Below are 22,434 nucleotides of genomic sequence, written 5' to 3' on the forward strand. Positions count from 1 at the left end.
GACCGCACAATCCAGTGAACCAGCAAATTAAAACGGCCGTATGAATGTGACACCAAGTCGTAAGAGAGGATCGGCAGCAACCCCGGGCCAACATCCCGAAAAATCAGTCCACTCAGGAGAGTAATCCATGAAATACCAGGCTCCCGCGAATGACATTCGCTTTATTTTGTTCGATGTTTTGGGTGCGGACAGGGTCTGCCACACACCTTGAAGTTCATTGTGGATGAGATGGTCTGCTCAACCAACCTCTCCCTCGGCATGTATCCCGGGCTGACACACGGCGCCATCAGTGCCCTTTTCACCCATGGCTCCGAGGAACTGAAAAAGGCCTACCTGGAAAAACTTATTTCGGGCGAATGGACAGGCACCATGTGTCTCACCGAACCCCAATGCGGTACGGATCTGGGGCTGATTCGCACCCGGGCGAAGCCCAACGACGATGGCAGCTACGCCATTGAAGGCACAAAAATCTGGATCACCGGCGGCGAACACGATCTGGTCGACAACATCGTGCACCTGGTACTCGCCAAGCTACCGGGCGCCCCCGACACCACCAAGGGTATCTCCCTGTTCGTTGTTCCCAAGTTCCTGCCCGGCACTGGTGAGCGCAACCCGGCTTTCTGCGGTGGCCTTGAGCACAAAATGGGCATCAAGGGGTCCGCGACCTGCGTGATGAATTTCGAAAGTGCAAAAGGCTGGCTGGTCGGCGAGCCCAACGACGGCATGCGAGCTATGTTCACCATGATGAACGAGGCTCGCCTGATGGTGGGCATGCAGGGGCTCGGGCTTGCCGAGATGGCGTATCAGGAAAGCCTCGGGTTCGCCCGTGAGCGCCTGCAAAGCCGCTCCCTGAGCGGCCCAAAGAACCCGGACGGTCCCGCCGACCCGATCATCGTGCACCCGGATGTCCGGCGCATGCTGATGCGCCAGAAGGTCCTGAATGAGGGTATGCGTGCGCTGGCGCTGTTCACAGGCCACCACCTGGACATTTCCACCGCCCACCCTGACGCTGCAGTTCGCGAATCCGCCGATGATCTGGTGCAACTGCTGACACCGGTGGTCAAGGCCTTCCTGACAGACGAAGGGTTCAACAACGCCAATACCGGCCTGCAAGTCCTCGGTGGCTCAGGATTCACAACTGACTGGCCACTGGAGCAACTGGTGCGGGACGGCCGCATTGCCCGTATTTATGAGGGGACCAATGGCATCCAGGCGATGGATCTGGTGGGCCGGAAACTCAGCCTGAAGGGTGGTCAACTCATCCGGACCCTGTTTGGGGTTCTGACCGCTTACCTCAAGGACAACCCGGAGGCACCCCACCGGGCGGAACTCAAAGACGCCATGAAGTCCCTCGAAGAGGCCACCATGTGGCTCGCGAGCAATGCGTCCGGGGACCCGGAACAGGCAGGTGCTGCGGCAACGCCGTATCTGCGCCTTATGGCCCTGACCGTAATTGGCTATCTCTGGTCCCGCATGGCTGGCGTTGCCGGGCAGCAACTGGAAGCCGGTGAGGCTAACAAGCCACTTCTGGAAAGCAAGCTGGTATCCGCCCGCTTCTATTTTGAAAAACTGCTGCCGGAAATCCACTGGTTGCTGGGCGACATCAAGAGCGGCAAGGATAGCCTGATGGCGTTTGAAAATGACCACTGGGTTGCGTAAAGAACGACTGCGTTGCCTGGCGTCTCTGGCATAGTCCGGCCCACGTCTTTTTGAACCGGGCACTTCCTTGAAAGCCGCGCCATGCGCGGCTTTTTTTGTCTGGCCCCGCCCTGGGGTACAATTGCGCTCTTTGATTCCGTCCGGCTCTGAGCCGGACATAACCGGAGGCCGAATGAACGCCGACGATTTCGCTTTCCGCTTTGGCGGCATTGAACGACTGTACGGCCGCCGGGCCCTGGAGTCTTTCCGTAATACCCACATTGCCATTGTGGGTCTCGGTGGCGTTGGTTCCTGGGCCGCGGAATCCCTGGCCAGAAGCGGCATCGGTAAGATCACACTGATCGACATGGACGACATCTGCATCTCCAACACCAACCGGCAGCTTCATGCCCTGGAGACTCAGTACGGCCGAACCAAGACCGATGCCATGGCCGAACGACTGAAAGCCATCAATCCCCATGCGGAAATAGCAGTGGTCTTTGGCTTTCTCACCCCAAAAAATGTCACCGAGCTGATCACCCCGGATATGACCGGAGTCGTGGATGCCATCGACAGCGTCAAGCCCAAGGCAGCCCTTATCGCCCACTGCCAGCGCAGCAAGATACCCGTTGTATGCGCGGGTGGTGCCGGCGGACAGATGGACCCGACCCAGATTCAGGTCGCGGATCTGAGCAAAACCACCCAAGACCCCTTGCTTGCCAAGGTTCGCAACTTGCTGCGCAGGGAATACGGTTTTTCCCGCAACCCAAAACGCCGCTTTGGTGTAGAAGCCGTATACTCACTGGAGCAGCTGACGTATCCTGCCGGCGATGGCGAGGTTTGTCTGCAAAAACCCGCCAGCACCGGGCCAGCCCGACTCGATTGCGCGTCCGGGTTCGGAGCCGCCAGCCCGGTGACCGCCAGCTTTGGTTTTTTTGCCGCTTCCAGGCTGCTGAACCGGATTGCACGGCGCGCCAACCAATGAATCAAAGGAACTGAACGCACTATGCCATTCAGCACAGTCATGCTTTTAGCCAGCATTGGCGTACTCTCCCTGTTCTGTCAATGGCTTGCCTGGCGCGTCAGGATGCCAGCCATTCTGTTCCTTCTGGCCGGAGGCCTTGCTGCCGGCCCAATGCTCGGTTTTCTGGCACCGGAAGCGGTCTTCGGTGAACTCCTGTTCCCGGTCATTTCCCTGGCGGTTGCCATCATCCTGTTTGAGGGCAGCCTGACTCTCCGCTACGATGAAATCCGTGGCCACGGTAAAATGGTGCGCAACCTTATTCCGGTAGGGTCCATCGTTACCTGTGTCATTGGCACACTGACGGCCCGCTGGGTACTGGACGTGTCCTGGCCGGTCGCATTGCTCTTCGGGGCAATATCCATCGTGACCGGACCCACCGTTATCGCCCCCCTGTTACGTTCGGTCCGACCGGATGCCAAACTGGCCAACATTCTGCGCTGGGAAGGCATCATTATCGATCCCGTAGGCGCGTTGCTGGCCGTGCTGGTCTTCGAGGGGATCGTCTCCTGGGGCCAGGGCAATGTCTTCGGCCACTCCCTCTACATTTTTGGCAAAACCCTGGCGGTGGGGTTCTTGATCGGTGCCGTAGCCGGCTACCTGAATGGTCTGGCACTGCGCAAACATCTTATCCCGCAGTATCTGCACAATGCCGGGACATTGACGTTCATGCTCGGTGTCTACGCCATTTCCAATGAAATTGCACACGAGTCCGGCCTGCTGACCGTCACAATCATGGGGCTCTGGATGGCAAATATGAAGCAGGTGCCCATCGACAGTATCCTGGAGTTCAAGGAATCCCTCAGCGTACTGCTGATTTCCGCATTGTTCATCATCCTCGCCGCGCGGGTGGAGTTCAGCGCCATTGCCGATCTGGGCTGGGGACTGGTCGTCGTCCTCGCCATCCTGATGCTGATCGCACGCCCACTGAGCATTTTCCTCTCAGCCATTGGCACCAGCCTGAACTGGCGGGAGAAACTCTTCCTGAGCTGGATCGCCCCCAGGGGCATTGTTGCAGCAGCTGTCTCTGCCCTCTTTGCTTTCCAGCTGCAGAAGCTGGGCTATGAAAGCGCCGGTACGCTGGTGCCTCTGGTATTCATGCTAATTATTGCCACGGTCACCCTCCAGAGCCTGACCGCCCGCCCCCTTGCCCGCTTGCTCAAGGTGGCAGAACCCGCGGAATTCGGCTTTCTGATTCTCGGCGCCAACCCGGTGGCGCGAATGATTGCCCTCTCACTGAAAAAACATGAAGTCCCGGTCACTCTGGCCGACACCAACTGGGAGAACGTGCGTCAGGCTCGCATGGAAAACCTTCAGACCTACTTTGGCAATCCGGTATCCGAGCACGCGTCCACCCATCTGGACCTGACCGGCATCGGCAATCTGCTGGTCATTTCTCCCTACAAGCATATGAATTCACTGGCCACATACCACTTCCTGGACTGGTTCGGAAACAACTGCGTGTTCAGCCTCGCGGAAGGTGACCAGGATCAGAAGGCCCGTCATCAGACCGCCGAAAAGATCCAGATGACCCGGGGGCTTTTTGACGGCGTCAGCTACGCCAAGCTGGCCAGCCTGGCCAGTCAGGGCTATACCGTAAAAACCACCCAACTGAGCGAAGAGTTCAGCTACCAGCAATTCCTGGAGAAATACCAGCATCAGGCCCTTGTTCTCTTTGTATTCGATAGCAAGGGGTACATCTCACCGGTGCTGGAGATGGAGGACATAAAGCCCGAAAAGGACTGGGTGTTGATTAGCCTGGTGCCACCTCAGGCCCCCAGAGAACGGAAGGAGAAGGAGAACCAGGGAACGACCGCAGGCGACCGTTCCAGCGAGGATCCCGAAGAAAAAAACGGGAAGAAGAAAACGCCGAAGGGGTAATCCCCCTCAGCGGCAGTCCAGCACCAGCTTGCCACGGACGTGGCCAGCTTCCAGGAGCTCGTGGGCGTCCGCAACCTGATCCAGCGGGAATGCCCTTTCTATATGGACCTTCACGTCGCCGTCCTCAACCAGCTCGGCAATTTCATCCAGGTGGAAGACGTCCGGGCGCACTGTCATGCCATGAGCTCGCAGGCCGAGGCCCTCGGCGGCGCTGATGATCTCGTCCGCAGTCACGGTGGGAATGGTCACCAGCACCCCGTGTTCACCCAACGTGTGCAGCGACCGCTTGCCAGTCTCTCCACCCACGAGATCAAGCACTACATCAAGCCCATAGCACTCGTCGGCGACATCGCTGGAGCGATAATCAATCACTTCATGAACACCCAGTTCAGCGAGGAAATCCCGGTTGCTGGCTGAGGCCGTGGCAATCACATGGGCACCCCGCTCCAACGCGAACTGCACCGCAAAGTGCCCCACTCCACCGGCACCGGCATGAATCAGTATCTTCTGGCCGGATTCAAGCTTCGCCACCTCAAACAAGGCCTGCCATGCCGTCAGCGCGGCCAGTGGAAGAGCCCCCGCGGCTACCAGGTCAAGTTCCTCGGGCACTATGGCAAGTTCGTCGGCACCGGCAACTGCAAACTGGGCATAGCCACCTCCCCTGGCCGGGAAGCCAATCATACCCATCACCCGGTCCCCTGGCACCAGAGTGGTCACATCGCCAGCCACGGCAACGACCTCGCCCGCCACATCGTAGCCCGGGGTCCAGGGCAGCGAATCTTCAATCTGCCGGGCCGCGAACCCGAGTCCTTTTCGTGTTTTCCAGTCAATGGGGTTCAGACCAGCACCATGGACCCGGATAAGCACCTGGCCATTTTCCAGCCCGGGAATCTCCGAACTGACCACCTGCAACACATCGCGCTCGCCAAAATGATCATAAATTACATGGCGCATAGAGGACTGAGTGCTCTGATCAACGGCATTTTCCATGACAGACTCCGGACAACGGTGATAACGGGATACGAACTTTCGTTCAGACTAGCAGAAGTTGGCGTTTTTAGTGACTCAATCAAAGCTGAGGCTCTTGCCACCAGCAACCATGTTCTCCCTGAGGATGTCAGCAAACTCTTTCGGTGCCCTGGAGGGACGCTGGGTTCTCATATTCACACAGGCATGTGTCGAGACCGCCCTGACCAGGGTTTTACCATCAGAGGGACGCACCAACTGAAACTGTCGGCCTGAGCGAAAGCGGCCATCATAGCCGGTTAGCCAAGTGCCAAGAATGAGGTGGTCGCCCGCGTTTGCGGCGGCCAGGTAATCGATTTCGGTGCGGGTGATCGCCATGGCCTTACCGGTAGCTTCGTGCAACTCCCAGGTCATTCCCAGGCTTTCAATATGAGCCCAGCTGACATCCTCTAGCCAGCGCACATAAACCACATTATTGGCATGCCCCAGGCGGTCCGTGTCCTCATCGCCGACAGTGATATCGATAGTGAATGGATCCGGCAAATCCCAGTGTATGGCGTAACCGTCTGTCATGCGTCGTCGTCCCCGAGTCCCGGAATGGACCGCAACGGTAACCGCCCGATACGATCGTTGTGAAGTGAACCAAAGTATAGATACCCGTCGTGGGGGTTGACCGAGGTGATCTCTTTCAAATGGGTACCGCGGCTGTCCTGCAGGCTGGTAATCATTTCACCGTTGCGATTGAAGGCTACCACCAGACCATATTCCTCTGGTGTGGGTTTAAGGCTGTCAGGCAACTTCGCAACCAGATCCTTCAGCCACGGCGTGTGATGCAAAGCATCCACCTGGGGGTTCCTCAGGGTTGGAAACGCAATCCAGTAACGGCCTTTGCTATCCACCGCAATGTTGTCCGGAAAGCCCGGCAGATTATCGGCAAACACTTCTGCTTGCCCTGCCTTGGGCCCATGGATCCAGTAACGGAGCGTGCGATACTTCCAGGTTTCGTTAACCAGTACAAAATCGCCGTCCGGCGATACCGCAACACCGTTGGCAAAGTGGAGGTTTCCAAGCAGGACCTCGGCTTTGCCGGTCTGCGCTGAGTATCTGAGGAGCCGGCCATGGGGGCGCATCTCGAGAAGATCCAGGCGGTATTCGGGTTGACGGAAACGGGAACTCGCGTCGGTGAAGTAAATCCGGCCATCCGCCGCTATATCCACGTCGTCCGTAAAGCGAAACGGAGTGCCCTCGGCTTCCCGGGCCAGAACGGTCACGTTCTTTTCGGGTGAAATAGAGAGCAGCCCCTTCCAGGCGTCGGCCACGATCAGGTTGCCGGCATCATCAAAGACCATACCCAGGGGGCGCCCCCCCGTTTTCAGCCAGGTATCCAGCCGACCATCGGGGAACAGCCGGACGATACGACCATCCTGAGTTCCCGCAAAAAGCACACCTTCTGCGCTGACCGTCGTATCCTCGGGCCCGAATACTTGTCCCCGGGCCAGAAGATCAGCCAGCCGCAACCTCTCATTGGGCGCCAGCACGCCGGTCATCGGAGGGGGCGAAGGTGGTTGCCATGCCTTGCTGTCAATGGGAGATGGTGTCAGCAGGAAACTCCCCAGCAATAAAAACAGGACCAGCGCGCCCACCATCAACCATTTCATAGACCATGCCCGCCTGTTCTGTGTCCGTTGCATTTGTCAGTGATGGTTTAACCTTACCAGACCCGGCACCGGCCATGAAAACGGGGCCGGCAGCACCGGTCAGTTTTCTCCCTTTAGAAAACGGCGGCACAGAGCCGCAAAGGTGTCGGCTTTCTCCGCATGCAGCCAGTGCCCGGTATCCTGAATGATTCGCAGCTCCGCTGCCGGAAACAGTCGCTGAATTGCCTCTCGGTGTTTTTCCTGGATATAAGCCGAATCCGCACCCTTGAGGAACAATACAGGGCCGCCAAATGGACCATTGCCCTCGGGAGCGCTTGCAAGATTCGAATAGCAGGCATCAATCACCGGCAGGTTCAGGCGCCAACGGAAAAGCTGCTTCGTTTCGGTTTGCTGTTCCCGCGGTACCCGCTCAAGATTTTTCAATAAAAACTGTCTGGTAGACGGCATGTCCACGAACTCTGCCATCAGCCTGTCGGCATCCTGGCGGGAGCGGACACCACTCAGGTCCATGTGCTTCAGGCCTTCAAGAATGGCATCGTGTCCCGCCTTGTAACTCACGGGCGCAATATCGGCGACAACGATTTTTTCCACCCTCTCAGGGGCCTGAAGAGCGACCTGCATGGCCACCTTTCCGCCCATGGAGTGCCCCAGAATGCATGCCTTGTTGATGCCCTGCTTATCCATGTAGGCAACCACGTCCTCGGCCATCGACGGATAGTCCATGGCGTCCGTATGGGGTGAAGCTCCGTGGTTGCGCTGATCAAGCGCGTGAATCTGCCACTCATCCTGTAATCGACGGGCAATGCCACCCAGGTTGTCCAGCGACCCGAACAGGCCATGTAACAGAATCAGTGGCGGACCGTCGCCGGTAATACGGTGGTTCAGCTCTACGCTCATGGGTAGACATTCTCCGGATTGGGCTCGTTTTTTTCAGACCCGATACATTACCACTGCCAGTCACTCGAGCAAGCTCCGGACGCCCGGAAACTTTCCGGGGACGAAAAAAAGCCGGGGGATTCCCCGGCTTCAAGATCAAAGAGCTTACGCCTGACCGATCAGCAGTAGAAAATGCTGTTCAGGTACTCTGCAAGCGCAACAACGTTCTTACGTTCATGCTCGGTATGGGGTACGAAAATTTCCTGTTCCATGAGACACCTCCTGATTAAAGGTCTTTCCATTGCTTCAACCTGATGACTTAATGCTATCGTTGTTGGCGTGACACCCTGTTGACAGGGTGTTTCATCGGCTTGACATTTTGTATCAGCGTCCATGACAGCTTGTTAACCATCGGAATCGATACTGTGACTCCGGATCAGTCAGACAACATGGCAAACCCGCTTGTAGCGGCCTCCAGCACTCTCGCTCTCGCACATTATCTTGAGCGTCAGGGCGTATTGGATCCGGCCCGGGTGGAGACAATTACCGGACTGGGTATGGAGGCCCTTACCGCCCCGGATCTCAGGGTACCTGCGGAAGCCCATTACCGTTTATGGGCGTATGCCGAGCAGGTTACCGGGGATCCCGGTGTTGGATTGCATGCGGGTCAGGTGGTCGATCCCGAGCGGATGGGCCTGGTGGGACATGTTTTCTTCAATTGCGACACACTGGGAGAGGCCGTCACGCAATATGTGCGCCTTCATCGACTGATCAATGAATCCGTGATCCTCAGCTTTGAACAGATCGGCGAACAGGCGATCCTGACCTGGCAACCGGACACTCCGGATCATTACTGTCGCCAGGACATGGACCGCACCCTTGCAGCGGCACTGAGCCGGACTCGCCACTTTATTCACCCGGGCATACGGGCTGAATGGGTGGACGTTGCTCATCCGCGACCAGCCTATGCCGGAGAGTACGAGAAGCTGCTGGGAGGCCCAACCCGGTTCGGATGCACCGCAACGCGCCTCGCCTTTCATAGCCGCCATCTTGGCCATCCCATTCCCAGACGTAACCCCTATGTCTATTCCGCGGTGCTCAAACAGGTCAACACGGTTCTTGCGCGATTGCAGCCCCGTCGCTCATTCAGCCGCAAGATCCGCCGCCTTATTTCCATGCAGATGTCGACCGACAGGATCGACGCAGACAGTCTTGCGAAGCAGTGCCATATGAGCCGACAGACACTCTACCGGAAGCTCAAGAAGGAGGGACTCAGCTTCCACGATCTCGTGGAACAGGTACGCAAAGACAAAGCTCTACGCTATGTTGCCGCCGACCAGTATGCCCTGGGCGAGATCGCCTTCCTCCTGGGATTTTCCGAACTCAGCGCGTTCAGCAGAGCCTTTAAACGGTGGACAGGCACCGCGCCCGCCCAGTATCGGGCCAGCCACTTTGCCGGGGAACTCAGCACCCCAACCGCTCACTCCACGGAGGGAAAAGCGTGATTAACGACCAGCTTTCAATGGTGGCGGTGGCCTTGGGCCTGTTTTACCTGGGAGCACTGGCGTGCATTTACCGCATTCTACTGACCTATCGTACCGCGCAGGGTGCCATCGCATGGATTATCGGTCTTCTGGGCCTGCCCTACATGGCTGTCCCTCTGTTCCTGCTATTTGGCCGCCACCGGTTCGGGGGCTATGTCAAAGCACGGAGGATGGGGGACGAGGCACTGACGGACCTGCTTAACCGCTTTGAGCAGCAAACCACGTCTATTTCCCCGGGTGACAGACAGCGTTTTACCGATGAGCTACAGGTGCTCTGCAAGCTGGGCCGACAGCCCTTCACCGAAGGTAATCGCTGCACCCTGCTCAGGGATGGCGAAGCGACGTTCGAAGCGCTGTTCGAGGCAATGGAAGACGCCACCCGCTACATCCTGCTGGAGTTTTATATTGTCCGTTCGGACCGGGTCGGCCAGCGCATCAAATCCATTCTTGAGCGAAAACTGGCCCAAGGTGTAGAGGTGTGGTTTCTCTACGATGACATCGGCAGCGTGTGGTTGTCCCGCAGCTATCTTAACCAACTGTCTGCAGCGGGTGCCCGTGTGGCGTCCTTTGGCAACGGCAATATCCGGAGGCGGCGATTCCAGATCAATTTCCGTAACCACCGGAAACTGCTGGTCTGTGATGGCAAGGTGGGGTTTGTCGGCGGCATCAACCTGGGCGATGAATACCTGGGAACCGCAATGGATCAGGAACCATGGCGGGACACCCATTGCCGTATCGAAGGCCCCGCGGTAACCGGCCTACAGCTGACCTGGCTGGAAGACTGGAACTGGGCCAGCAATCAAGGTCCGGAATTGGACTGGGCGCCCGAGAACAATGCGCCCGGCGATGACAGGGTCCTGATGCTTCCGACAGGGCCGGCCGATGACGGGGAGACCTGCGCCCTGTTTTTCTTGAACTGCATCAACAATGCCCGCACACGCGTGTGGATTTCCTCACCGTATTTCGTGCCGGATTTACAGATCATGAATGCCCTGCAACTAGCCGCGCTCAGGGGCGTGGACGTATGCATTCTCATCCCGGAAAAGTCGGACAGCCGACTGATCAATCTCGCCGCCTACTCTTATCTGGTGCAGGCCTGCAAGACGGGCATCCAGATCTACCGGTATCAGCCAGGCTTCATGCACCAGAAGGTGGTCCTGGTGGACAACCGTTACGCTGCCGTTGGTACCGCCAATCTTGATAACCGTTCCATGCGCCTGAATTTCGAGATTACCGCGATCAGCACTGCACCCCATTTTATCAACAGCGTTGAATCCATGCTGGAAGAGGATCTGGACAGTTCCCGGCTGATGACAGAAAGCGACTATCGGGAGCGCTCAATTCTGTTCCGCCTGAGTTGCCGGGCCGTTCGCCTGCTCGCCCCTCTGCTCTGACAGGCAGGGCAGACACTGGTTTCAGTGGGCAGGAATATGCGACTATGCCTTCTCGAATCGGCCAGCATGCATTAGCGACCCATAAACATGAACGCGTTCAAACCCCGAGAGACCCTCACAGAACAGGTTGCCCGCCACATTGAGAACATGATTGCCTTCGGTCAGCTTCGCTCAGGAGAGCGAATCTATGAGAGCGTCATGGCCAAACAGATGGACGTCAGTCATGGTTCAATCCGGGAGGGGTTGCTGCTTCTGGAAAAACGACACCTGGTTCGTAACGTCCCCCGGAAGGGCGCATTCGTGACGCCACTGGATGAGCACTTCGTCCGTAGCCTTTATGAAACCCTGGAACTCTACCTGACCCACACCGGACGCAAGCTGGTGCGGCAATGGCAACCAGCGGATATGGAGCGGCTGGAATCACTGTATGACCGGATGAACACCTGCTTCCAGAAAAACGACCTGATGGCCTTTCTCGAACTGGGCATTGAGTACACACAGGCATCCATCGCCTATGCAGACAACTACTTCATCACTGCAGCTATTGACGACCTCTGGCCTTCTGCCAGGCGCTGTGCCTTTGCCACTTTCCAGAGGGGGGGCAACCAGGTTCTCGAAGACAATCTGGCGCACATGCGGGAATCCATTCAGGCCATCAAGGACCGTGACGAAGAGCGTCTGGCTGACATCCTGCACCGGTATGCCCTGCAGCAGTGCCAACAGGTTCTGGACGCCATCGAAGCCGGCGCCCCCAAGGGCGCCTGACCCGGGCATCAGTAAAACAGCTGGGTGAATGAAAAGCCGATGTTCAGGTAGGCCGTCCAGTTGTCCTTGTTATTATACGCAGTCGCCACCTGCACCGGCCCCAGGAAGGTATCCACTCCGGCAAATGCACTCCAGGAGCGGACCGAGTTGTTCCAGCTGGCCTCATCCAGAGAGTCCCATGCATTCCCCACCTCCAGCCCCACCCCTGCAAACCACGGCACCAGTGGCCCGCCAAAAGCCTGGCTGGCGTACAGCGCGCCCATCAGTGCGTTGTCGCCGGTAATCTGCCCCGGAGCAAAGGCGGACAAACGTCGGAATCCGCCCAGCCGGACGGCATTTTCAATGCCTGGCTCCCCGCGGGTCACTGCTTCAGCATAGAGCAGGCCCGTCATGTTAAAGCCCTTCCAGGTTCGGGTTCCCAACGCCATACTGGTGATCGAGTCAAAATGCCGATCAGAACCAAGATCTTCGCGCTCCAGGCGCCCCCGCATGCCCGCAAAGGCCCCCTGCCGTGGGAAAAAGGCATCATCCAGGGAGTCGTGAACCACCTGAAGCGCAAGGCCACCCTGGTGGATCGAATCATCGGGAGCCACCGCTTGCCCGACCTGCTCGTCTACCGTGGCATAGCCCCGGGTGTATTTGAGGCGGACCTCGGCAATGCCACCAAGCTCCATCCCCAACGCGAGATCCGCCTTGCGGAAAGTGACATCCACCTCCGCAATACGAGTATCGTTGCTATCGTAAATACTGAACGTCTCGCGACTGTACTGACCACCCAACACCATAAACCGCTGATAGCCATAATCGACTGGCTGATACCACTGGGTCCGCACCCAAGGCTCGGTGCCCAGCTGAATGCCCGTCTGCCATTCACCACCAAGCGCGTTGAGTTCAGTCATTCGAATGGATGAAGCAATGTTGAACCGGGTTTCGCCATTGAAGTTATCTTCATAGTTGAGACCAAATGACAGATAATTTGGCCCCCAGCTTTTCTCCTGAACCCCAATGGTCAGTACCGTTCCCTCGCGGGACGGCGAAAGCGAATAGGAGACGGTCTCGTAATAGCCGAGACCGTATATCCGTTTCAGGTCGGCTTCCAGTACGGCCACATCCAGAGGCATACCAGGCTGCTGTCGGATCCGTTCCCGCAGGAACTCACGGGCCAGCGAACTCCCCTGGTCAATTTCAATGCGTGCTATCGGACCCGCTGTGTAGGCACGAGACCCCATTGCCGCTTTGTACCCCGTCCACTCCGAGCGGGAGACCCTCAGCGGGTTTAGCTCCACGGCATGATTGCGCGCCGCGCTGGCACCCAGCTCGAACAATACCGGGGCATTGTAGAAATCCGCTGAGCTGAAACCTTCAAGGTCCGGTCGGATCAGCACATCTCCATCCCGGAGCAGGCCCAGCTGCTCCTCCGTGTTGCGGCGAGTCATGATCGTGGTCAGTTGCCCGACAACTGAGAACGCCTCCCTCAATTCATCGGTTTCCATCAACGAATCGGTAATGTCGACTGCAATAATAATCTCGGCACCCATCTCGCGAGCCACACTCACGGGCAGGTTGTTGGCGACACCGCCATCCACCAGCAGATGGCCATCTCGTTCAACCGGTGCATAGACCCCCGGAATGCTCATACTGGCACGGATGGCTTCCGCGAGATTCCCCTTCCCCATGACCACAGGCTCACCGGTCTCGAGGTCTGTGGCCACTGCGCGGAACGGCACGGCGAGGCGATCAAAGTCCTCTACCAGAGCAGCGTTATGGGTGAGTTCGTTGAGAATAAAGCCCAGATTCTGGCCGGCAATGATGCCTCCGCCCACATGTAGACCATCCGACCGGAGACCAATGCCCGGGGTTACCGGAAAACGCCATTCTTCCTGCTTGCGGCGGACCGGCTTGTAAATCCTGCCGGGATCATCCCGAAAGCTGGAAAGCCAGTCCATCTCGATGAACCGGCGCTCGATATCATTGACTGGCATGCCCGATGCGTAGAGTGCCCCTACTGCCGAGCCGGCGCTGGTCCCTACGACCACATCAACCGGAATGTTCATTTCCTCCAGAACCCGGATAACGCCAACGTGGGCCATGCCCTTGGCACCACCACCACTAAGGACCAACCCCACTTTCGGTCGCTCGGCTGCAAAAACAGGCACCAGCCCAAGCGAGCCGGCCAGGGCGAGAAAGAGGAGCACAGATTTCACAGGCCCGAATCCTTTCAGATTGAACGCGATCACGTTCGGTCAGATGAATCGTCGTCCGCAAGAGAAAGATGGGAGACGTCCGGCACTAACGGGGGCGGCAGATCCCGCTCAACACCCAGATCGCTACCGGCCGGAGCCAGCGTCCAGTCATCAAGATGCTGGAACATGGGCGCCTCGACTTCACTGTGCTCCGCCAGAGTCACCCCCACCGGATCGAGGGTCAGATCGGATCCGGAGAGAATGTCATCGACCTTTTCACCGGCCACCGGCAAACGATCGCCTGGCTCTGTTCGGGGGACCTGCCCCTGAGGTGGTGCCGCGGGGACCTTCTCCGGCTTTGGCGCCGCTGATGATGCTGAGGGCCGTGCCGGCTGTTCACGGAGGGGTTCTTTCGGTTCTGGTTCCGGGGCACCCGGCATTGGCTGAACGTAGGCCAGCATGCCATGCTTGTTCAGCACCGCCCGGTATTTTTCCGCCTGAACCTCTTCCAGCTTGTTTCGAATAACCACAGGTTGGCCGCTGAACATGCGATCAACCTGCGCGACACTGGCCTTGAACAAGGTCCGGGCATTATTCCGTGCGGTTTCCAGATCTGTACCGGGGGTACACTCCCCCTTAAAGACAAGCTGAAACATGGACCATCCTCTTACTGATTCGTTTAATCACATGATAGCTGATGGAAGCGCGCTCCGGCAGCGCCGGGCCATGGCCGTAAACTCATGCAAACTGCAAACAATTGAAAAATATTGGCACTACATCACGCAAAATGCGACAGACTCTGCAATAATCGTCCGTAACCTAAACTTACACTTTGTTACACTCACGCCGAGCGTCGCCAGGGAGTGGTCTTCATGAACCTCAAGTCCTCTATCTGCACCATCGCCGCAACACTCATGTTTTCGGTCTCCGGCGCCCACGCTGAGAACCTGGACATCCTGATGAACCAGGTGTTTCCTCAGGGGCAGGCAACCTACATTGGCTACCAGAGTGTCGAGCGTGAAGACATTCCGGTTACTTCGGCGGTAGACCGCAAGTACCTGATTGTTGACTTCCGCTTCGATGCACGACAGCCGCCCACAGAACAGCTGCAGGCGAGTGTTCACAAAGTCTGCATGACCCTCCTGAAAGACCGAGAGCTGGTGCGCCACCTATCTGACTCTGGCTACGACATGGTGTCCGTGGCCTTCGATCGCCGCTCGCAGTTCGACTGCCTCTGATTCCCCGACCTAGCTCTGGCGTCCCAGCAACTTGGGAAAGGCTTCCAGTGAACTGTTGACCGCATCCAGATTGAACGCCTCAACGTCCGCCAGCAGCTTCTCTCCGTACCGGGAAACAGAACCGGAGCGGTATCGCGAGCCCCAGGCCAGAACGCGGCGGGCGAAATCCTTCATCTGCTCCGGGTCACCGCTCTCCCGTATCGTTTTCCATTCGTCGCCAAAATCAGATGCCAGCTGCTCCCTCAGCCAGCCCCTTTCCTGCATGCTCAGAGTTTGTGCCAGTAGCCGTTCTGCTTCTTTCGGTTCACCTTCATCGCCGGCCTGCTCGCCGGTTGCCTCCACGTTCGGCAGCACCACGGTAAACACAGAACCTGTTCCGGGCTCGCTTTCCACCTCCAGCTCTCCGCCCATCATCCGGGCCAGCTTACGGCTGATCGCAAGACCGAGGCCGGTGCCCCCGTAGCGACGGGTATTCTGGCCTTCCTGTTGCTCAAAGGCGTCAAAGATACGTTCGCGCTGATCAGGCGGAATACCAATGCCGGTATCCTTGACAGTGACCCGCAACTTGTAGCGTTGCCGGTCAGAGCCATCCGCAACGTTTCTGTTCAGCTCTTCTCCGGATTTCAGTGGGATCGCGACCGCCCTGACGGTCACACCGCCCTCATGGGTAAACTTGATTGCGTTGCCGACGAGGTTGAACAGTACCTGACGCAACCGGGTCTCATCGAGCATCATCGCAGCCGGCATTTTCGAATCGACACTCACCTCCAGGGATATGCCCTGTTCCCTGGCTCTCAAATCGAAGATATGGCGCACGTCGTCTAGCAGACGGCGCATGGAAACAGCCGAGTAATCCAGCCGCATTTTCCCGGCCTCGATCCGCGAAAGGTCCAGAATATCGTTGATCAGCATCAGCAAACTTCGGCTGCCGGCCCTAATGGCATCCAGATACGTGCGCTGTTGCGGATCGGTAACGCTGTTGCTGAGCAGATCGCTGTAACCAATCACCGCATTCATCGGTGTCCGTATTTCATGGGACATATTGGCAAGGAACTCACTCTTGGCCAGACTGGCGGTTTCCGCCTCCCGGGCCAGACGCTCGGCCTCCAGTTTGGCCGCGCGCAGTTCGTCTTCGCTCCGGCGTAATGCATTTTCGGAGCGGATCCGCTCATCCACTTCCCGCGACAGCTTGCGGTTCCAGTAAAGGAAGATCAGCACCACCAGGACAGCGATCAATACCACCCGGCGCACCACGGTGTAGTCGGTTTCCTGTTCGATATCGAGGTGGATCCAGCGGTTATAGATGGTTTCTGTTTCCGCTGCATCCAGGCTGCTAAGAGCCTTGTTCAGAATTCTGTGCAGCTCAGGGCTATCCTTCCGCACCGCGAGTCTCAGGTCATACTGATAGGGCGTGATACTGGTGATTCTCAAGTTCGACAGTCCCAGCCGCGCCACGGTGTAACTGACCGCGGGAATATGCGTAACCATAACGTCGAGGTCACCGTTGGACAGGGCCAGCAGCCCCTCCTCAACGGTGTCGACGGGATACAGGTCAAGGTCGGGATGATTGATCAGCAGGTAATCGTGAGCCGCGTGGCGATTGACGACACCAACCTTCTCTGAGCGCAACTCCCTGAGATCCCCGATAAAACGGCCGTCATCACGAATAGCGAGAGCAATCGGCACCGTGAGGTAGGCCCGAGTGAAGAGAAAATCATTTTCGGTCCTCGGCGTCCGTGAGAGCCCGGGCAGGATATCGACCTCTCCGGCCTTCAACTGTTCTTCCGACTCAATCCGGTCTCGCAGAATAACCCGGTTAAACCGGACTTTGAGCTGCGACTCCAGCCGGGTCACCAGGTCGGGCGCCAACCCGGTGGGACGGTCATCCTGGGCGTATTCGAAGGGTGGCCAGTCAGAACGGAAGGCAACACGAAGATTCGGGTGCCGCTTGAGCCATTCCATGTCCGTGGCGGAAAGCTCCAGCCCGCTGCGTTCCAGGGCTGGCAAATCTGCCTGGAGCCAGGACTGCCGGATAACCCGGTGCTCATTGTGACTGATCGCAGCCACCGCCTTATCCATAACGCGGTAAAGAAGGTCATCATCAATATTGATCTGCAGCACAACGTCCACAGTGTTCTTGTCCAGCAAAACCGACAACCCGATGCCGTTTATCATCGCTGATTGCAGGTAATCGGACACAACCGGCACCGGCCCCAGGAACGCATCTGCCTGACCCGAGAGCACACGACTCACTGCCTCGCCGATACTGTCCACTGGCACCGGAGTAAAGCTCTCGACCGGGTCCAACATGGGAAACTGATTAGGGTCGCCCCGGATAACCGCAATTCGGCCGCCCTCCAGATCAGACAGCGTACGGATTGCCGCATCGCCAGCGCTGACAAACAAGCCATAGGTCAGCGACATCAAGGGTTCGGTATAGCGCTTTCCCGGCGTTACCGGTGCTCCGGGCATCCGGGTAGTCAGGATGGTTTCGGGTACTGGCACCCCCTGATCGGGCTCACCTTCCAGCGCCACCGGCTCAACGGGAACCCCCAGCTTATCGGACAGGCGAGCAAGGTAGTCGACGTAGGTGCCCGCCAGGGTTCCGTCGCCAGTATCGAATATCAGCGGTACCTGGCCAACCCGGACACCAACACGGAAGCGGTCCTGTTGGGCAAGCCACGCCAATTCTTCACTACCAAGCACCGGGGCGGGAGACGACTGGGGAGGATCAGCTCTCAGTGGGGCTTGAAAAAGTGCCAACAGGCAGAATAGTAATGTCGGAAGGGTGACCTTCACTGGATATCCTCAGGGGTTCCGCTACATTTCAGGGAACAATACCTGCAAACGGGCGTGATTTCATTCAACCAGTCATTAGTCAGGAGAACCGCATACATGGACACCAGCAAGCACTCGCTCTCGACCCTTTTCGAACAGATGGGCCTGGCTTCGGATGAAAAGAGCATTGAAGATTTTGTTTCCAGATATTCACCGTTGCCAAGTGAGATCGCACTGCAGGACGCGCCATTCTGGTCAGAGAGCCAGTCCCACTTCCTTGAAGAAGGCCTGGAAGAGGACAGCGACTGGGCCGAAGTGATTGACGAACTCGACGCCCTCATGCGCCACTGATCAGGCTCTCAGGCGAAGACGCGGACACAGTTCCGGCCGGCACCTTTGGCCAGGTAAAGGGCACGGTCGGCGCGCTCAAACACCGAATCTTCAGAGTCACCCGGGGCAAATCCCACCAACCCCGCAGAGAAGGTTACGGTGACCGGCTCACCACTGAAGTGAAACGGCAGGTTGCTGACATGCTGCCTGAGTTTGTCCATCACAACCTGAGCATCGTCCGGCAAGGTTTCCGGGAGTAGAAGCACAAACTCTTCGCCGCCATACCGGGCAATATAATCGGTATTTCGTAACCGGTCCCTCAATTCCTTTGCCACCAACTGCAGCACACGATCACCAGCCTTGTGCCCATAAGAGTCGTTGATCCGCTTGAACAGGTCGATATCGAGCACACCGATGGTAAGCGGGTGCTGATACCGCTGCCAACGGTTAAACTCGAAAGAAAGCCGCTCCTGCCAGGCTTCCCGGTTTGGTAACTGCGTCAGCAGGTCGGTCATCGCGCGCAGCCGCTCCCGGCGCACCTGCTCCTGCATCTGTTCAGAATGAGCCTCCATGGCTGCGAGTTTTTCCCGCATGGTACTGAGCTGTTCCGACAGCACCTGCTCCCGCTCGGTTTCCTGGGCATGAAAACGCCCAACTGCCCGACCGATCGATTCCAGATGGCCACTGACTGATTGCTTTAGCTGGTGCAGGTCATCGCTGGCCTCAATATCGAGACCGACCCGTTCCAGCTCCTCGCGGATTTCACGGTCCAGATTCTCAGTTGCATCGAGCCTGCCGGACTGGGCTATGGATTGGTCGGAAAAGTGCTGCCTCAGCACTTCCAGTCGCTCATCAAGGCGCTTCAGAAATGCCTCAAACTCTCGCTGACTCCGGGTAACGGCGGCAATGACAAGCTCGGCAACATGATTCAGGCCTTCCCGGAGCTCTTCCCAATGATCACTGGACAACAACGCCTGCTGGAGACTCCTGGCGCGGGCCTCGGCGGCTGGTTCTAGAGAAACCTGGTTCAGCAACTGCCCCAGAAGCTGACCTACGCGACGGGCAATACGAAGACGCTGGGTGTTATCTTTCAGGTCCTGCTCATCGCCCGGGGAAGGTTCACTCTCCGAGGCAGGGGCAGGCTCCTGAGGCTGTATCACCGGCTGAGGGGCGGGGCCCGCGGAAGAGGGCTGTTCATCAAGCAGCGCGACCTGCCGGTCGATCTGCTCCTGCAACTCACGCCAGGCCTCCACATCTACTTTTTTCTTTCGAAGGTCCTTTCGAACACGGACCAGAAGCCGGTCAAGTTCCGGTGTCTGCCCTTCTGATGCGAGGCTCGTGCGCACCAGCATTCGTTCCAGTGTGTTACGCTCGGCTTTCCACTGTTTTTCCCGGTCATCAGCAGCCCCGATTTCCTGAAGATATTTTTCCTTCCAGGACTGATCCGATGCCATTGAGCGCTCCCGTATTGCTCTTGTTAACCACATGAAGACGAATTGATACCTTTTTGCCGGCTACTCACCGGTGTTCATTTCCTTACGTTCCGACCCATCATACCGATGACGACGAGCTCTGGGGTGACTCTGGTCATAAACACGAGCCAAATGTTGAAAATCGAGGTGCGTATAGACTTGAGTGGTAGCGATATCCGCATGACCCAGGAGTTCCTGAACCGCGCGCAGGTCGCCACTGGACTCGAGCATATGGCTGGCAAAGGAATGACGCAGCATGTGGGGATGCAGCTTCTGGTCTGCGCCCTTTTTCAGCCCCCAGCGGTTGAGACGGGACTGAATACTTCGATGACTCAATCGGTCACCGCGGCGACTGACGAACAGTGCCGGTTCCTGCTCTGATGCCAGCCCTGAACGCACCGGCAACCAGCAGCGGATTGCCTTCAGGGCTTTGCGGCCGACCGGCAAAACGCGCTCCTTGCTGCCCTTGCCCAGCACCCGGACTTCGCCCCCCTTCAGGTCAACTGCATCCAGATTCAGTCCAGCCAGCTCAGAGAGTCGCAGGCCCGAAGAGTACATCAGTTCAAACATGCAAAGATCCCGCATTTCCAGCGGATCGTCAGGGCTGGCATCAAGCAGGTGATTGAGCTGATCCACATCCGTCACCCGGGGCAGCCGCCGGCCACTTTTGGGTGCCCGGATATCGAGGGCAGGGTTATCCGTCACCAGGCGTTCCCGCAAGAGGAACTGATAGAAACGGCGGGCAGAGGACAAATGACGCGCGATACTTCTTCCACTCAGCCCTTCCCGGTTCAGCGTCGCCACATAACGACGCACATCATGGCCGGAGACCACGCGCCACTCGCCGCCCCCTTCCTGCCATAACCAGGTTGCCAGACGAGTCAGATCGCGCTGATAAGCGTCGCAGGTACGGGGAGAATGTCGTTTTTCGGCAGCAAGATGGCGGATAAAATCGGAGATGGGGCCCGTGAGCACCTCGGGCGGTGTAACAGGCACCCTTGTCTCTGGCACTCTAGCGAGACTCCGTCGCAATATCGGCAACCGGAGCGGCACTGGTATGTCGCTGAACCATGGGAGGCAACAACCGACTCAGCGTATCGCTGATATAACTGAGAAACAGAGACCCCATGCTCTGGTCAAAATACCCCGACTGACAGCTACCAACGGCGAAGACACCCACCAGATCATCGCTGCGCAGGGGCACCAGAGCGACCGATGCGATCGGCTCTTCACGGTCAGGAAAAAGAAATTGCCGCTCGCTTTCCCGGAACTGGCCACAGACAGCCCGACTTCCTTCCAACAGGCTGCCCAGACGTTCCTGTGCTACGCCTGGGCTGACCACATGAAGCGCGCCCTGAGAGGCCTCAGGTAATTCTGCATCGGTGAACAGCAGCACCGAAGCTGCGTCGAGACCAAAATCGCCCCGAATACTGTCATCAATGGCCGACGCCATGTCATTAAGGCTTCGCGCTTCGATAACCTGCATGAGCAGGCGCTTGCTTTTCTCGAACAGACGGTCGTTATGGCGAGCAATGGAGACCAGTTCAACCAGCTCCCGGCGGAGCGTGTCACGCTGCTCGCGGAAAAGATGCACCTGGCGCTCCACCAGGGAAATTGCCCGGCCACTGTCATGGGGCAGGGTCAGACTGCGCAGCAGCTCATCCTGATCGATAAAAAAGTCCGGATTGTCGCGCAGGTAGTCTGCCACCTGCGTCCGACTCAGTTCTCCGGCCTTCTGGTGGGCCGCTTGTTCTGTCATCGTGCTCTCCTGAGTATCAGGACCGTTGTTTGAAAGGCCGGCCACCTCGGCGGCGACGCCCGTTATTATCACCCGGCAGCCGCAACTGGCCTTCAAAGACGCTGGTTGCAGGCCCTTCCATCATAACAGGGGTACCTTCACCCTGCCATTCAATGACCAGCGGCCCTCCACGCAATTCCACCTCGACCCGAGGGTCCAGCAAACCACGCAAACAGCCCGCCACCACAGCAGCACAGGCGCCGCTGCCACAGGCCAGGGTTTCTCCGGATCCGCGCTCGAATACCCGCAGGCGGGCATGCCCCCGATCGACTATCTGCAGGAATCCGATATTGGCCCGTGACGGAAAACGGGGGTGTTTTTCCAGGCGGGGCCCCAGAGTTTCCACCGGTGCGTGGTCTACATCATCCACCACCAGGACCCCGTGGGGATTACCCATGGAAACGGCGCTGAGCTCGACGGTCTGGCCGTCTACATCGACCGTGTAAACGTTCTTTCGACAATCGGCGGCAAACGGTATGGCAGGCGGATTGAACTCGGGCACGCCCATGTTGACCGTCACCATGCCCTCCTTACCGACCCGCAGCTCAATCACACCCTTGGCCGTCTGTACCCTGATCACCTTCTTGTTGGTAAGACGCTGATCCCGCACAAAGCGGGCAAAACACCGGGCGCCATTGCCACACTGCTCCACTTCGGATCCGTCCGCATTGAAGATACGGTAGCGAAAGTCGACATCGGGCAACCCCGGAGGCTCTACCACCAGCAGCTGATCAAAGCCGACTCCGAAGTTCCTGTCCGCCAACTCCCGAATCATCTCAGGGCGCAAACGAAACGGCTGACTGATGGCATCGACAACCATAAAATCGTTGCCCAGACCGTGCATCTTGGTAAAGCGGAGCACAGGACCCTGCCCACGTCGCTGCTGACTCAT

Annotated in this window: 18 protein-coding genes and 1 pseudogene; 8 read left to right on the forward strand and 11 right to left on the reverse strand. The window is 57.9% G+C overall.

Annotated features, from left to right (window positions below; genetic code table 11):
* Positions 1–186: 186 nt before the first annotated feature.
* The 3 genes and pseudogenes from BKP64_RS13025 to BKP64_RS13035 all read left to right on the forward strand — a co-directional run.
* Positions 187–1,659, forward strand: a pseudogene (locus BKP64_RS13025) (acyl-CoA dehydrogenase C-terminal domain-containing protein); the annotation flags it as partial.
* 172 nt (positions 1,660–1,831) lie between these two features.
* Complete coding sequence (tcdA, locus tag BKP64_RS13030) at positions 1,832–2,623, forward strand: tRNA cyclic N6-threonylcarbamoyladenosine(37) synthase TcdA (protein WP_099092558.1); 792 nt, start codon at positions 1,832–1,834, stop codon at positions 2,621–2,623.
* Positions 2,624–2,644: 21 nt separating this feature from the next.
* On the forward strand, positions 2,645–4,540 hold the full coding sequence (locus BKP64_RS13035; RefSeq protein WP_070970794.1) for a cation:proton antiporter: 1,896 nt from the start codon (positions 2,645–2,647) through the stop codon (positions 4,538–4,540).
* Positions 4,541–4,546: 6 nt separating this feature from the next.
* On the opposite strand, the gene BKP64_RS13040 is transcribed toward BKP64_RS13035, so the two are convergent.
* From BKP64_RS13040 to BKP64_RS13055, 4 genes are all read right to left on the reverse strand, one after another.
* Entirely contained in the window at positions 4,547–5,530 is a 984-nt protein-coding gene (locus BKP64_RS13040; RefSeq protein WP_070970797.1) for an NADP-dependent oxidoreductase, read from the reverse strand.
* Positions 5,531–5,605: 75 nt separating this feature from the next.
* Positions 5,606–6,079, reverse strand: a complete 474-nt coding sequence (locus BKP64_RS13045; protein WP_070970800.1) for an acyl-CoA thioesterase — start codon at positions 6,077–6,079, stop codon at positions 5,606–5,608.
* Positions 6,076–7,164, reverse strand: a complete 1,089-nt coding sequence (locus BKP64_RS13050; RefSeq protein WP_070970804.1) for an SMP-30/gluconolactonase/LRE family protein — start codon at positions 7,162–7,164, stop codon at positions 6,076–6,078. The genes BKP64_RS13045 and BKP64_RS13050 overlap by 4 nt, the downstream gene beginning before the upstream one ends.
* 99 nt (positions 7,165–7,263) lie before the next feature.
* Positions 7,264–8,061: an alpha/beta fold hydrolase gene (locus tag BKP64_RS13055; RefSeq protein ID WP_070970807.1), complete on the reverse strand. Its 798-nt coding sequence runs from the start codon at positions 8,059–8,061 to the stop codon at positions 7,264–7,266.
* Positions 8,062–8,489: 428 nt separating this feature from the next.
* Here BKP64_RS13055 and BKP64_RS13060 point away from each other — a divergent pair, with 428 nt between their 5' ends.
* From BKP64_RS13060 to BKP64_RS13070, 3 genes are all read left to right on the forward strand, one after another.
* The gene (locus BKP64_RS13060) at positions 8,490–9,545 is read left to right on the forward strand and encodes an AraC family transcriptional regulator (protein ID WP_070970811.1); all 1,056 of its coding nucleotides are present in this window, start codon (positions 8,490–8,492) and stop codon (positions 9,543–9,545) included.
* A 17-nt stretch (positions 9,546–9,562) separates the two neighbouring features.
* Complete coding sequence (gene cls, locus BKP64_RS13065; protein ID WP_070973681.1) at positions 9,563–10,978, forward strand: cardiolipin synthase; 1,416 nt, start codon at positions 9,563–9,565, stop codon at positions 10,976–10,978.
* An 87-nt stretch (positions 10,979–11,065) separates the two neighbouring features.
* Positions 11,066–11,743, forward strand: coding sequence for a GntR family transcriptional regulator (locus BKP64_RS13070; RefSeq protein WP_070970814.1), 678 nt, complete (start codon positions 11,066–11,068; stop codon positions 11,741–11,743).
* 8 nt (positions 11,744–11,751) lie between these two features.
* On the opposite strand, the gene BKP64_RS13075 is transcribed toward BKP64_RS13070, so the two are convergent.
* Positions 11,752–13,938: a patatin-like phospholipase family protein gene (locus tag BKP64_RS13075; RefSeq protein WP_257785940.1), complete on the reverse strand. Its 2,187-nt coding sequence runs from the start codon at positions 13,936–13,938 to the stop codon at positions 11,752–11,754.
* A gap of 38 nt (positions 13,939–13,976) precedes the next feature.
* Positions 13,977–14,582 carry a hypothetical protein gene (locus BKP64_RS13080; RefSeq protein WP_070970820.1) on the reverse strand — a complete coding sequence of 202 codons (606 nt, stop codon included), beginning with the start codon at positions 14,580–14,582 and terminating at the stop codon, positions 13,977–13,979.
* A 216-nt stretch (positions 14,583–14,798) separates the two neighbouring features.
* On the opposite strand from BKP64_RS13080, the gene BKP64_RS13085 reads away from it, so the two are divergent.
* A complete protein-coding gene (locus BKP64_RS13085) occupies positions 14,799–15,164 on the forward strand; it encodes a hypothetical protein (protein WP_070970823.1) in 366 nt (121 codons plus the stop codon).
* A gap of 9 nt (positions 15,165–15,173) precedes the next feature.
* On the opposite strand, the gene BKP64_RS13090 is transcribed toward BKP64_RS13085, so the two are convergent.
* A complete protein-coding gene (locus BKP64_RS13090; RefSeq protein WP_070970826.1) occupies positions 15,174–17,963 on the reverse strand; it encodes an ATP-binding protein in 2,790 nt (929 codons plus the stop codon).
* A gap of 96 nt (positions 17,964–18,059) precedes the next feature.
* Between BKP64_RS13090 and BKP64_RS13095 the strand changes: the two genes are divergently transcribed.
* Complete coding sequence (locus BKP64_RS13095; RefSeq protein ID WP_070970828.1) at positions 18,060–18,293, forward strand: DUF2789 domain-containing protein; 234 nt, start codon at positions 18,060–18,062, stop codon at positions 18,291–18,293.
* A gap of 8 nt (positions 18,294–18,301) precedes the next feature.
* Here BKP64_RS13095 and BKP64_RS13100 read toward each other — a convergent pair whose 3' ends face one another.
* The 4 genes from BKP64_RS13100 to dapF are packed head-to-tail and all read right to left on the reverse strand — an operon-like array spanning position 18,302 to position 22,434.
* Complete coding sequence (locus BKP64_RS13100) at positions 18,302–19,726, reverse strand: GGDEF domain-containing protein (RefSeq protein ID WP_070970831.1); 1,425 nt, start codon at positions 19,724–19,726, stop codon at positions 18,302–18,304.
* A gap of 60 nt (positions 19,727–19,786) precedes the next feature.
* Positions 19,787–20,755 (reverse strand): tyrosine recombinase XerC, encoded by a 969-nt coding sequence (gene xerC, locus BKP64_RS13105; protein WP_227515391.1) that lies wholly within the window; start codon positions 20,753–20,755, stop codon positions 19,787–19,789.
* Position 20,756: 1 nt separating this feature from the next.
* Positions 20,757–21,503 carry a DUF484 family protein gene (locus tag BKP64_RS13110; RefSeq protein WP_070970834.1) on the reverse strand — a complete coding sequence of 249 codons (747 nt, stop codon included), beginning with the start codon at positions 21,501–21,503 and terminating at the stop codon, positions 20,757–20,759.
* 16 nt (positions 21,504–21,519) lie between these two features.
* Positions 21,520–22,434, reverse strand: a complete 915-nt coding sequence (dapF, locus tag BKP64_RS13115) for a diaminopimelate epimerase (RefSeq protein WP_070973683.1) — start codon at positions 22,432–22,434, stop codon at positions 21,520–21,522.

Source organism: Marinobacter salinus, assembly GCF_001854125.1.
GTDB lineage: Bacteria > Pseudomonadota > Gammaproteobacteria > Pseudomonadales > Oleiphilaceae > Marinobacter > Marinobacter salinus.